This window comes from Pseudomonas sp. 3-2 (genome assembly GCF_019710535.1).
GTDB lineage: Bacteria > Pseudomonadota > Gammaproteobacteria > Pseudomonadales > Pseudomonadaceae > Aquipseudomonas > Aquipseudomonas pharyngis.
The window spans coordinates 2376159-2388479 of sequence record NZ_CP081200.1; the positions used below are offsets into that span (position 1 = coordinate 2376159).

Here is a 12321-nt window from a genome sequence, read left to right on the forward strand (position 1 = left end):
CAAGCTGGCATTTACGATCAGCCACCTACATTTTTCTCAGCTAAACCTCAGTCTCGTCATCGAAAATGGAACGGGTTGCCATGCTCCGCAGACAGGTTTTTGAATCGGTTGTCCAGATTGCTTGGGAAGTTGTTTTCCGTCAATGTAAGCCTGTCACCTTTGCTCATCGCGAATTTAAGGTCACAACACGGGTTGTCGCGGATGTTGAATTCCGGAGAGCTCTGGGTGGAACAGCCCTATGAGGGTGTCCGCGTCTCTGTCGCCGCGCACACTGGAAAAGACAACATCCACTCGTTTGGCGTGTGCTCGTAGGTCGAGGACAGCACCGCACTGAGTCGATCGCCCAACTGGTTCCAGGCGCGCTTCTTCTCTTCGGCATAATCGTGATGCAGGTAGTGGCGTCTCACCCGCGAGCCGGCCAGCACATGATTTTGGCAGCGGTCGATGACGTCCAGGCTGACCCCCAACGCCTGCATCATGGTCGCGCCCGTGCGGCGCAGGTCATGCGGCGTCCAGTCGCCGTTTTGGCCGTCGGCAAGGACCAGAGTGTCGTCGTGACGCCGTCTTGAGAGGGCCTTGCGGTTTTTGAACCGGGCCTGACGATCGCCCACCTGCTTGCTCACCACTTTCACATCCACATGCTGATCATCCTGCTTGTTCGGAAAGCACCATTGCGAATCTCCCGTCAGGCTTTTGAGTTCCTGAAAGAAATGCAGGGCAAAGGGGGAGAGGAAGACATGGTGGTCTTGTTTCTTGCCCCGGGAGCCTTTGACATTTTCACTGGGGAGGAACCACGTCTGTCGGTCCAGATCGACATTTTTCCATTCGGCCTGCAGCAACTCGCCAATCCGGCACAAGGTGCCCAGGCTGATCCAGAGCGCGAGTTGAGTTTCTTTCTTTAGCGGCCGTATGCCGTCGTATTTTTGCCCGGCGGGCAGGGCGTGGTAATCGGCAGTCATTTGCTGGAAGCGGTTGTGCAGTTCCAACAGCTCAGCCGGTGAAAGGATGCGGCTTCTTTCGGCCTCGTAGTCGGCTGGGATCAGAGGGGAGATGTCGACCAGTTCCGTCGGATCGCCCTCGATCAATAAGGCCCGCCAGGGCTGACGTTTTCTGGCCCAGCTGAACATCTGGGTGAGGTCGGCGAAGAAACTGATGGCTTGCCGGTGAGCGCCGCGGTTGACCACGGCGCGGATCAGCGCCCGAACATCGTGTTCGGAGACGCTGCTCACCGCGGTCTTGCCGAGTGCCGGAAAAAGGTCCTTGTTAAAGCGCCGTTGCAATTCAGCATTGCCATCTTTGCGCGCCACTCCATCCAACAGCCACGCCTTGGCCAGATCCTGGACGGTCAGCGTTTTCACCTTCGTTGTTTTTACTTGTTCAGCCTCTACGTTAGCAGCGGCGTATGCCTGTGCCTTGGCGGTTTTCTTGTGCTCGTTGGGATTGATTTGCTCATCAATGAGTGCCCGGGCCTGGTTGCGCGCCTTGCGGATGTCCGTCAGGGATTTGCGTGGCCAGGATCCGCAGGCGTACTCTTTGTTCTGGTCGCCCCACCGATAGCGATAGAAAAAGCTGACCGACACGCCGTCCTTACGCAGGGAAATTCGACCGGCGAGATTGCCATCCTCCCGGAGGATTCGACCGGCATCGTTGGCGGTCAGTGACTCGAGTTTTTTGATGGTAATTTTGGCCATGAAATGGACTCCCCCTACTTTTACCCCCACAAAAACGTCGGCTCTTGATGGACGTTACTGGACTCTCGTAGAGCAGAACACCGCTGGAGCTCAAGTAAATACTAGCTTATAAAAATCCAGAGTAAAATTTTGGAGGCTTTCAAGATGTACGAAAAAGGAGATGGGGTGCTAGGGGTCGAGTGTTCGAATCACTCCGTCCCGACCATATAATTCAAGGGGTTGCGAGATTATATCTCGCGACCCCTTTTTATTTTTAGTCGTTTTTACCCCCCACAAAACGACTGGCTCTGGGTGGAATCTTCAGCTAATACCAAGGTTATTGCGCAAGAAAACTACGCGTCTGTGATGTCACCAGGTTGTATCGTACGTTCAGCTTGGGCATACCGAGTTCTTGCTTGATAGCCTCGACAATCTTTAACTGGATGTCATGGGAAAAAACACCGGTTGACCGGACCCGTCGGCAACATAAGAGAAGGGAATGGACGAGTCTCGATGACTTAGGGCGATGGACCCCGATGCCTTGATTTTCTTAAGCGTGCCGGTGAGTTCGGCAGCCCTTAGGGGAGTACTGCTTAAAACAACAGACATGGTAACGCTCAGGATGTCGTAAGACAGGCCGCCCAAATGCCATCAGTTATCCAGCACTTCATGGGGCGACTATGAGCCCAATAGACATCGCGGCAGAACTGGGGGTGTAGGGTCTATTCACATTCTGCATAGTAACTGCGCAGAAAGTGGATAAGTGCTGAGGTTGCGCTGCAGGTATATTCGAGCACTACGTCTTATACCGCAGGAATCTTCTGTGACAGCTTTCTCGTACAGCATCAACCCAGAAATTTTCGATGTACATCCTGAGTATCGCCGTGGAGTAGTCGTTTTCCGCAACCTCGACAACTCAAAGCAGCATCCTGAGATCACTCAGCAACTACGCCGTAGTGAGGCGGATCTGCGTGAGCGGATCGTAGGCAATCCTGCTGAGTACCCACAAATTTCTGCGTGGCGAGATGCGTATCGTCAGTTCGGGGCTAAGCCTTCCGAACATCGAAGCTCCATTGAGGCTCTGAGCCGCCGTGTGCTAAAGCCAGACTCCCTTCCTGACATCAATACATTGGTTGATATCGGCAACCTTCTCTCGTTGCGATATGTCCTACCAGCAGGCGTACACCCGATCACAGCTCATTCACATAATGTGGAGTTGCGTAAGGCAAACGCTCTAGATCGGTTCTTCGCTGAGCCCGGTAAGGAGCCTGAGCTCATCTCGCCTGATGAGATTGTGCTGGCAGCAGACAATCGCATCCTCACCCGCCGTTGGACATGGCGGCAGGCTGCGGATACTCGTACTCTGCCTGAAACCAGTTTCGTATTTTTTGACATTGATGGCCTGCTCCCCAGTACTGAAAGTGACGTGAAGGCGGCCATTGCGGATTTGACCCACCTAGTGAGCCGATTCTGTGGAGGGGAATGCCTTGGCTACGGCATACTGGATGCAGGTAAGCCGTCTTTGAGTATCAACCTGGAATAGTATCTATGAACCCCGCCTTCAATAATCTCAGTATTTCCCAATTGAAGGCGCTGGTAACGATCCTAGAGGTGCCTCATCTCAGCCGGGCTGCAAAAATTCTAGGTACCAGTCAGTCAACTTTGAGTCGGCATCTGGCTCTATTTCGCGAGGTGCTTGGTGATCCTCTTCTGGTTCGTCAGGGGCGAGAGTACGCCCTGACTGAGCGCGGACATCAACTGCTTGAGCCGCTTAAGAGCCTTCTGGAGCAGATAGACAGCATCAGCTCACCTGCCATTTTTTCACCGGCCACCTGCAATCGGCGATTTACATTGGCTGGCTCCGACTACGTTGCGCAGTACATTCTTCCTGACTTGCTGCGAGATCTTGCCATCGTCGCGCCTGATGTCAGCATCGACTTCTGTACCTGGCAGGCCAATCGTTTCGATTGGCTCTCGAGTGGTAAGGTTGATCTGATTACTAGCATGATTGACGAAACCCCTGCGGATTACCACGGTCGCATCATTGGAGAGGATGTTGCGGTATGTTGTATGCGTTCGGGGCATCCTCTTGCTTCGTCCTCCGCCATAAACCAACGGGATTATCTTTCCTGGCCACATGTAAAAATCACGGTTGGAGGCGATAAAGACGGGTTTGTAGACTCCTACCTACGCAAGCAGCAGCTCACTCGTAACCTTAAATTATCGGTTCCGTACTATTCAGCTGCGCTGGGTGTTATCCAACACAGCGATGCGCTACTGACATTGCCAGAGCATATTGCTCGGAGATGGGCTGAGCAGGCTGAAATCTGCTTCCGCCCCCTGTCATTTATTGAGCACCAATTTCGCTATTGGGTCGTCTGGCACAGTCGCACCCAAACCTCGGCTGAACAACAATGGTTCCGGCAGTTCGTCTATCAACATTGTCGAGGGTCTCAGTTTCTCAGCCCTGGCGATCACCTTCCGCATTGCCAAAGCCTTTGATTATTCAGAACCTGCATAGCAACTATGCAGGTGCGGTGGCTGTCTGCTGAGCGTCATGGTGGTAATGTGAAGCCTCATTGAATCGCCTTGGGCTATTCGATATGGAAATACCCAAACAATCATAATTATGGGTGCTTCATACCCTCTTTATACCTGCCGAAATCACGTCTCACCTAGTGCCTGTGTGGTTGCTATCTGGGATGATGACAATTGAGAAAATAACTATGAGCAGAATTCAGAGTTCTGGGCCCGAGCTTTCACGCGGCCTATCGAATCGTCACATCCAAATGATTGGATTAGGTGGAGCCATAGGCACTGGTTTGTTCCTTGGCAGTGCTGGAGTGATCAAAACAGCCGGGCCAGGGCTTTTAATTGGATATGCCTTTGCAGGTATGATCGCGTTCCTCATTATGCGACAACTGGGCGAGATGTTAGTTGACGAGCCTGTGTCTGGGTCTCTTAGTCATTTTGCTCGAAAGTATTGTGGTGGGTTTCTAGGTTATCTTACTGGCTGGAACTATATAGCTGCCTATGTTCTGGTTGGAATGGCTGAACTTACAGCAATCGGTAAGTACATTCAGTTCTGGTGGCCGGAAATTCCAACATGGACAACCGCCGCTGGCTTTTTTCTAATCGTGAATTGCATGAACCTGCTGAACGTTCGGGTTTATGGAGAAGTGGAGTTCTGGTTCGCGTTGGTGAAGGTTCTTGCCATCATCGCTATGATCGGATTTGGTAGCTGGTTGCTCTTTGGCCCTATCCAGCCAATGGGGGCTTCTGTCACTAACCTGTGGTCGCATGGTGGCTTCCTCCCAAATGGGGTCGGTGGGCTGCTGATGGCACTCCCATTCATCATGTTCGCATTTGGCGGCCTGGAGATGATTGGCTTTACTGCTGGCGAGGCGAAAGATCCAAAGAAAACTATTCCTCGTGCTATCAACCAAGTTTTGTATCGGATTGGCATATTTTACATTGCAGCCCTGACTATCCTGTTGGCCCTCTCACCTTGGGATATCCTTGTAGCCTCCTTGGATCAAGCTGGTGATCCGTACAGCGCTAGCCCGTTTGTCAAGATTTTGAGTCTGCTGGGCAGTGACTTGGCAGCTCATTTGCTCAACTTGGTTGTTTTGACAGCAGCTATGTCAGTCTATAACGGTGTTGTCTATTGCAATACACGCTTGTTGTTTTCAATGGCTGAGCAGAACCAGGCGCCTAAGTACCTTACCAAACTCAATAGTAATCGAATTCCTGTAAATGCTCTGATCGCAACTTCGTTGGTGACTGGGCTGGCGGTCATCCTGAATTATTTTTCGCCAAATGGGACAATGGAGGTACTAATGTCTCTAACTGTTTCGGCAACTGTTATTAATTGGCTTTTAACAAGCTATACGCATTTGAAGTTTAGAAAGGCAAAGGCAAAGGCAGAGGGTGGTGAAGGGGTGGAATATAAGTCTCCATTTCACCCGTTCAGTAACTACCTCTGTATTGCCTTTATTGTTGGTTTGTTAGTGATTATGGCCTTCATTCCCGCAATCCGCATCGCGGTATGGTTGATCCCGCTTTGGCTTATTTTGGTATATGCAAGCTACCGGAAATATCAAACAGGCGCTTCCAGTAAAGTTAGCTACGAATAAATTGCAATAGGTGCTTATATGAAAACCGACAAGAATTCTCCGTCAACAATGACAGGCGGTGATGCCTTAGTTCAAGGCCTCAAGGCGCATGGTGTAGATACGGTTTTTGCACTTCCAGGTGCTCAAATCTATGGCCTCACCGACGCACTCGCTCGCAACGCGGATAGCCTGCGAATCTTCGGTGCACGTCACGAGCAGACTAGCGCTTACATGGCGTTCGGATATGCCCGATCCACAGGGAAACCAGGCGTTTTCACTGTGGTTCCAGGGCCCGGTATTCTCAACTCCAGTGCTGCGATGCTGACCGCTCATGGCTGTAACGCACCCGTTCTAGCACTAACCGGCGACGTCATGAGCGCGTTCAAGGATCGTGGTCGCGGTCAACTGCATGAGCTTCCGCGCCAATTGGAAATTCTGCAAAGCGTTGGCAAATGGGCGGCTCATATCGAGCAACCTGCTGATGCACCCTGGCAAGTCGCGCGTGCTTTCCAAGAGATGCTGTCTGGACGTCCAGGCGTAGTATCGCTTCAGGCGTCCTGGGATTTCTTCACAAAATCCGCCGCTGTTTCACCCCAACAACCTATTGGCTTGAAGCCGACTCCGCCTGTAGATACCGACGCGGTAGAACGTGCTGCGGATTTGTTGAGCAAGGCAAAATCGCCAATGATCTTCGTAGGATCGGGCGCCCTGGATGCCAGCGCTGAAGTCAATCAATTGGCCGAAGTTTTGGGTGCGCCTGTGGTTAGCTTCAGGGGAGGTCGTGGTGTTGTAAGCGACGAGCATCCTTTGGGGTTCACAGTTGCTGCCGGTGCCCGGTTGTGGCCGCAAACTGACGTAGCTGTAGTTATCGGTTCTCGATTCGAGCTGCTGGACATTCGCTGGCGGCACCGTCCAGCTGGGCTGAAGCTGATCCGCATTGATATCGACCCGGCGGAGGTTCGCAGAATCAATGCGGAGGTTAACTTGGTCGCCGATGCTGGCGAGGCGTCCAAGTCGCTCGCCGAAGCAGTTCTGCGAGTTGGCCCACCTCGGCATCGGGATGCGGAAATTGCCGAAGCCAAGGCTGCTGCGGAGCATGCTATCCAGGTTGTGCAACCTCAACTCGACTACCTGCGAGTTATCCGCGACGTACTGCCACGTGATGGCTTTTTCATCGAGGAAATCTCCCAAGTCGGGTTCACGTCCATCTTCGGATTCCCAGTATATAAACCCCGCACATTGGTTACCTCTGGTCACCAAGGCACGCTTGGATTTGGGTTCCCTACTGCCCTTGGCGTGAAGGCTGCTCATCCAGACAAGGCTGTGGTTTCCATCTGTGGTGACGGTGGTTTCTTGTTCGCAGCCCAAGAGCTGGCAACGGCTGTGCAGTACAAACTGAATCTGGTCACCATCGTCTTCAACAACAGCGCCTTCGGGAACGTTTACCGGGATCAGCAGGAGAGTTTTGGTGGTCGGTTGCTCGGTTCCGAATTGGTAAACCCTGATTTCGTTAAATTCGCTGAGTCGTTCGGTGTGCAGGCACACCGTGTCAATTCACCTGCTCAGTTGCGTCCTATTTTGGAGCATGCATTCGCTGCGGATAAGCCTGTGTTGATCGAAGTTACCGTGCCTCGCGGCGGTGATACGAGCCCCTGGGCATTCCTGCACCCAACTTTTGCTAACTGAATCTAGGAGACACTGATGTTTGAGCAGGTCGAAATTTATCCAGGTGACCCCATCCTTTCGCTGATGGACGACTATCAGAAAGATCTCCGTGTTGAGAAGGTTAACCTCAGCATCGGTTTCTATTACGACGAGAATGGCAACGTACCTGTGCTGGACTCGGTAAAAAAAGCGAAGAGCATCTTGGATGCGCGCACCCAGGAACCCAACCTCTACCTCCCTATGGACGGTCTCCCTTCCTTCCGTAAGCTTGTACAGGAGTATCTGTTTGGAGAGGCTAACGCCTCTCATGGAGAGCGTATCGCTACCATTCAAACAGTTGGAGGTTCAGGCGCGATTCGTGTTGGCGCAGATTTCTTGAAGCGCTATTACCCGGATTCTCAAGTTTGGGTCAGTGACCCAACTTGGGACAATCACCACGCGATCTTCAACGGTGCTGGCTTTGAAGTGCAGCGCTATCAGTACCTGAAGGAGGGTGGCCAGGAGATCAATTTTGAAGGACTGATCGATACCTTCGAATCATTGCCGGCGAACACTATCGTTCTCTTACATGCTTGCTGTCACAACCCTACAGGTCTCGACCTGGCACCCGATCAATGGGACGCCCTATTCAGCGTGTTCGCCAAGCGCTCGTTGATTCCATTCCTCGATGCTGCGTATCTGGGAATGGGGGATGGACTTGCGCAAGACCGCTATGCAATTCGTGCGCTGGCCGCGTCGGGCATCACCGGCCTAATCAGCAATTCCTTCTCGAAAGTATTCTCCTTGTACGGCGAGCGAGTGGGGTCGCTGTCCATTATTTGTGAAAGCAGTGCGATTGCTGGTCGAGTCGCTGGTCAGCTTAAAGGCACTGTGCGCACCAACTATTCGAACCCACCTCGATTCGGCGCGGAGCTCGTGAGCATCATCCTGTCCGAACCGTCACTCAAAACAGCATGGCTGGCAGAGCTTGAGCGGATGCGTCAGCGAATGGTGGACATGCGACATGCTCTTTATGACGAGATCAAGACGCTCAAGCCGTCCACTAATGTGGAGTATCTCGTTACGCAGAAAGGCATGTTTAGTTTCTCCGGCCTGGCACCAGAGGCTGTAGATCGCATTCGAGAGAATCATGGCATTTATTTTATCCGCAATGGGCGAGTGTGCATTGCAGGGCTGAATGCCTCAAACGTATCCAAAGTGGCAGCTGCCATCGCATCAGAGTCGTGATGCGTTTCAGTTGAGCGTTGACCCCTTAGCGCCCACTTGGGCGCTTTTTTTCTCCCGAGATTTTGGTCTCTGACGTCCCTGGCATGAACGCAATCTAGGAGGCGTCAGATGTATGCAACTACCTGCTGACTAGGAGAATCGATTATGAGCAGGCATCAAGCGCACGTTCAGCAATCCATAGAGACCTGGAGCGCAGCCATGCAGGCCGCATGTGGCCCGTATGAAACTGAGTTAAATGCGGATTGCCCTGTCTTTGTCGGAGATGTGATCTCAGGTATGAGGGCAGGCTTGCGGTATGCGAGTTTGCGAACGAACGCCGCGCGGGTTCGTCGTAGTCCACGATCTCCTGATCGGCATGACGATCAACATTACGTACTCATCAGCCAGAGCAGTGGCAGGGCATGCATAACTCATGCAGGCGTATCTCATCATCTTGCTCCTGGCGATCTCCTACTCATGGACAGCATAGGTACTTGTGAAATTGAGCCACAAGGCCTCATCGAACACATAGCCATATCTTTGCCCCGCGCAGAAGTGGCCCGACAGCTTGGCCGGGTTGGGGTGATCCAGGGACGAATAGATTCTGGTTCCACGAGCGGGCGATTGCTGGGTTTACTGGTGAATCACCTACCCCAGGAAGCTGATTCACAGTCGACAAGTCAAGATCAAGGTGTCCTGCTGGCAGTTCTGTCATTGCTCGGCTCGGCCATCAATACCACACCACTGCTGACGAGCCACGATGTCAAATCTTGCAGAAGCCTTAGGCAACAAGCTGATGAATTTATCAAATTGTCGCTCGCACAGCCTGATTTAACTCCAGTATCTGTTGCATCAGCCCTTGGTGTTTCCTTACGTCAGCTCTATCGAGCGTTTGAGTCCACTGGAGACAGTGTGTATCGCTACATTTTGCTCCAGCGGTTGCAAGCGAGTGCTGATGAGTTGGTAGGCTCAGACTGTAACCACAAATCCATCACAGAGATCGCCTATAGGTGGGGATTCACTGATTCGGCTCACTTCAGCCGTACATTCAAAAAACTGCACGGAGTCAGTCCACGTGAGTTTCGAAACGCTCGGGGTAACAATTTTTCCATATTTGAACAACACAGCTGACAATCGATGCCGAAACCTAATGAGTTGCTAACCCTGAAGTTGTCGCATGCCCGTGAGTCGGTGATGCGTTATTTTCGTCCATCGCTTAATCATCATGGTTTAACAGAGCAGCAATGGCGGGTCATTAGGGTGCTACATGAGCATGGAGACCTTGAGATTAATAAGCTCGCCATGTTTTGCTGCATCGTCAAACCTAGCTTGTCCACTGTGTTGACCCGAATGGAAAGCGCCGGATTTGTCAGTCGTCAGAAGGTGGAGTTGGACAAGCGCCGCGTTTTGGTACGTTTGCATCCCAAGGGAAGGGATATATTTGAAGCGCTCGCTTACGATATGGAAAGAAATCATCAACGGCTGCAGGAGCGCTACGGACAAGAAAAGTGGCAGAGGCTTATAGTGCTGTTGGATGATCTGAATAAGGTCTAGGTGTCGGCGGCCGCCTCGGGCCTGGCAACGCCGCCGATACTTGCCCTTTTTTGAACCTAATACACACTGCTACCGATGCTAGCTGTTTCTGGCTGATCTTTGAAACGCCCGATCAAAGATTGTAGGCCTCGCATCAACACCGTGGTATCCACTCCTACGGCCACGAATGTGGCACCCAGCTCCAGATAGCGGCGCGCTAACTTTTCGTCGGCGCTGAGGATGCCAGCAGCCTTGCCGGCCTTACGAACCCGGGCAATGGCATCTTCGATAGCCGCTTGCACGTCTGGATGGCCCGGGTTGCCACGATGGCCCATGGCTGCCGAAAGATCAGCTGGGCCAATGAAGACCCCGTCTACACCTTCTACTTCGGCAATGGCATCCAGGTTTTCCAACCCCTGCTTGTTTTCGATCTGTACCAGTAGGCAGATCTCGTCGTCAGCTTTATCCAAATATCCGGGTACGCTGTTCCAGCGCGAAGCTCGGGCCAAGGCACTGCCCACCCCGCGAATACCCTTGGGTGGATAAGTGACGGCGCGTACCAACTCACGGGCTTGCTCGGCACTCTCGACCATGGGTACGAGCAAGGTTTGTGCACCGATATCGAGAACTTGCTTGATAAGCGCGGCGTCTCCCACAACAGGGCGAATTACAGGCTGAGACTGATAACCGGCGATAGCTTGCAGTTGGGCTAGCAAGCTTCTGAGGTCATTAGGTGCATGCTCGCCATCGATCAGCAGCCAGTCGAATCCGGCGTTGGCCGCAAGTTCGGCACAGTAGGAATTGGCCAGCCCGAGCCATAGACCAATTTGGGGCTCGCCGCTTTTCAGGCGAGCTTTGAAGGTGTTGATGAGCATTTTAGACTCCTTGGGTATCAACACTTTCGACTCATACGAACCGGCAAGCGATGCTGCCGAGTTGGTCGTAGTCGACGTGAAAGGAATCCCCAGGTTTAGCTGCTACCGGACGGGTGAACGAGCCGCCCAGGATTACTTGGCCAGCTTTGAGCGTGACGTCGTAAGGAGCAAGTTTATTGGCCAACCAAGCCACACCCTTAGCTGGATGGTTGAGCACTGCGGCACTGACCCCCGACTCCTCAATCACGCCGTTGCGGTAAAGCACTGCCGGCACTTTGCGCAGATCAATATCGGTTGGCCGAACCGCGCGCCCCCCCAAGACGACGCCAGCGTTTGCAGCATTATCAGAGATAGTGTCAAACACCTTACGGGTGACTCCAGAGTCTGGATCTACCTGTTGGATGCGAGCATCGATGATTTCCAATGCAGGGATGACCCACTCCGTAGCCTCAAGCACGTCAAAAACTGTAACGTTCGGGCCTTTCAGCTCTTTGCCAAGGATGAACGCCAGCTCCACTTCCACGCGAGGAACGATGAAGCGCTCGAAGGGGATGTCGGTGCCTTCTTCGAAGAACATGTCATCGAGCAGAGCCCCATAGTCCGGCTCGGTTATGTTTGAGGACACCTGCATTGCGCGGGACGTGAGACCGATTTTGTGACCGAGTAATTTGCGGCCATCTTTGATCTTCTGAGCTACCCAGGCGCGTTGAATTGCATACGCATCTTCAATGGTGATTTCTGGATAATCCAAGGAGAACTGGCGAACTTGTTGGCGCGAACGCTCAGCGGCGTCTAGCCGAGAAGCTGCTTGTTGGATGATTGTCGGGGCGAGCATGTTGAGACCTCAGGAAGTCTTGTTGAACAGAGGGTGCAGACTGCTGTGTTTTCCGTCGTAAACCTGGTTTGTGCTCTCGTCGATCTGCAAGGTGAGGCCCACAGGTCGTGAATTAATGACTGGATTCATATAAGTGCGGAGTACCTCCAGCAGGCTATCGCCTACGGCGGTGTGAACACCTTTGCTGCGTCCAGCCCCTATACGTAGGTTCGCGTACAGGAAGCCGTAGTCCCTTTTGCCGTCAGCTACTGCGCTATGTGCTGCCGGGTACGCAAGCACGCGGGTTCCACCTGTTGGGAATACGGCTTTGCCGTTTTCGTCGTAGTGGCCGAGCATGTTGTTAGCCAATGCGCGGCATAAACCTTGAACGTCGACGTCATTTTCGAGGTCAGGGGAGTAAAGCAGCACGAGGTGGGGCATTT

11 protein-coding genes and 1 pseudogene are annotated in these 12321 nt (G+C 52.7%); 7 read left to right on the top strand and 5 right to left on the bottom strand.

The window, feature by feature from the left end; translation table 11 throughout:
• Positions 1–236: 236 nt before the first annotated feature.
• Positions 237–1691, bottom strand: coding sequence for a site-specific integrase (locus K3819_RS10845; RefSeq protein WP_221399248.1), 1455 nt, complete (start codon positions 1689–1691; stop codon positions 237–239).
• Between the two features lie 319 nt (positions 1692–2010).
• Positions 2011–2279, bottom strand: a pseudogene (locus tag K3819_RS29415) (amino acid ABC transporter substrate-binding protein); the annotation flags it as partial.
• A 214-nt stretch (positions 2280–2493) separates the two neighbouring features.
• On the opposite strand from K3819_RS29415, the gene K3819_RS10850 reads away from it, so the two are divergent.
• The 7 genes from K3819_RS10850 (at position 2494) to hpaR (ending at position 10210) form a co-directional block, all read left to right on the top strand.
• Positions 2494–3213 carry a B3/4 domain-containing protein gene (locus tag K3819_RS10850; protein WP_221399249.1) on the top strand — a complete coding sequence of 240 codons (720 nt, stop codon included), beginning with the start codon at positions 2494–2496 and terminating at the stop codon, positions 3211–3213.
• A gap of 5 nt (positions 3214–3218) precedes the next feature.
• Positions 3219–4172, top strand: a complete 954-nt coding sequence (locus tag K3819_RS10855; protein WP_221399250.1) for a LysR family transcriptional regulator — start codon at positions 3219–3221, stop codon at positions 4170–4172.
• Between the two features lie 224 nt (positions 4173–4396).
• Positions 4397–5806, top strand: a complete 1410-nt coding sequence (locus tag K3819_RS10860; protein WP_221399251.1) for an amino acid permease — start codon at positions 4397–4399, stop codon at positions 5804–5806.
• 18 nt (positions 5807–5824) lie between these two features.
• The gene (locus K3819_RS10865; RefSeq protein WP_221399252.1) at positions 5825–7471 is read left to right on the top strand and encodes a thiamine pyrophosphate-dependent enzyme; all 1647 of its coding nucleotides are present in this window, start codon (positions 5825–5827) and stop codon (positions 7469–7471) included.
• Between the two features lie 15 nt (positions 7472–7486).
• The gene (locus K3819_RS10870; RefSeq protein ID WP_221399253.1) at positions 7487–8677 is read left to right on the top strand and encodes an amino acid aminotransferase; all 1191 of its coding nucleotides are present in this window, start codon (positions 7487–7489) and stop codon (positions 8675–8677) included.
• Positions 8678–8875: 198 nt separating this feature from the next.
• The gene (feaR, locus tag K3819_RS10875) at positions 8876–9787 is read left to right on the top strand and encodes a transcriptional regulator FeaR (RefSeq protein WP_260329068.1); all 912 of its coding nucleotides are present in this window, start codon (positions 8876–8878) and stop codon (positions 9785–9787) included.
• A gap of 6 nt (positions 9788–9793) precedes the next feature.
• Positions 9794–10210 carry a homoprotocatechuate degradation operon regulator HpaR gene (hpaR, locus tag K3819_RS10880; RefSeq protein WP_221399255.1) on the top strand — a complete coding sequence of 139 codons (417 nt, stop codon included), beginning with the start codon at positions 9794–9796 and terminating at the stop codon, positions 10208–10210.
• Positions 10211–10266: 56 nt separating this feature from the next.
• On the opposite strand, the gene hpaI is transcribed toward hpaR, so the two are convergent.
• From hpaI to K3819_RS10895, 3 genes are read right to left on the bottom strand one after another with little or no spacing between them, the layout of a single operon-like run.
• Entirely contained in the window at positions 10267–11064 is a 798-nt protein-coding gene (gene hpaI, locus K3819_RS10885; protein ID WP_221399256.1) for a 4-hydroxy-2-oxoheptanedioate aldolase, read from the bottom strand.
• Between the two features lie 31 nt (positions 11065–11095).
• Positions 11096–11899 carry a 2-oxo-hept-4-ene-1,7-dioate hydratase gene (gene hpaH, locus K3819_RS10890; RefSeq protein WP_221399257.1) on the bottom strand — a complete coding sequence of 268 codons (804 nt, stop codon included), beginning with the start codon at positions 11897–11899 and terminating at the stop codon, positions 11096–11098.
• 9 nt (positions 11900–11908) lie between these two features.
• Positions 11909–12319, bottom strand: a complete 411-nt coding sequence (locus tag K3819_RS10895) for a 5-carboxymethyl-2-hydroxymuconate Delta-isomerase (protein ID WP_221399258.1) — start codon at positions 12317–12319, stop codon at positions 11909–11911.
• Between the last annotated feature and the right edge of the window lie 2 nt (positions 12320–12321).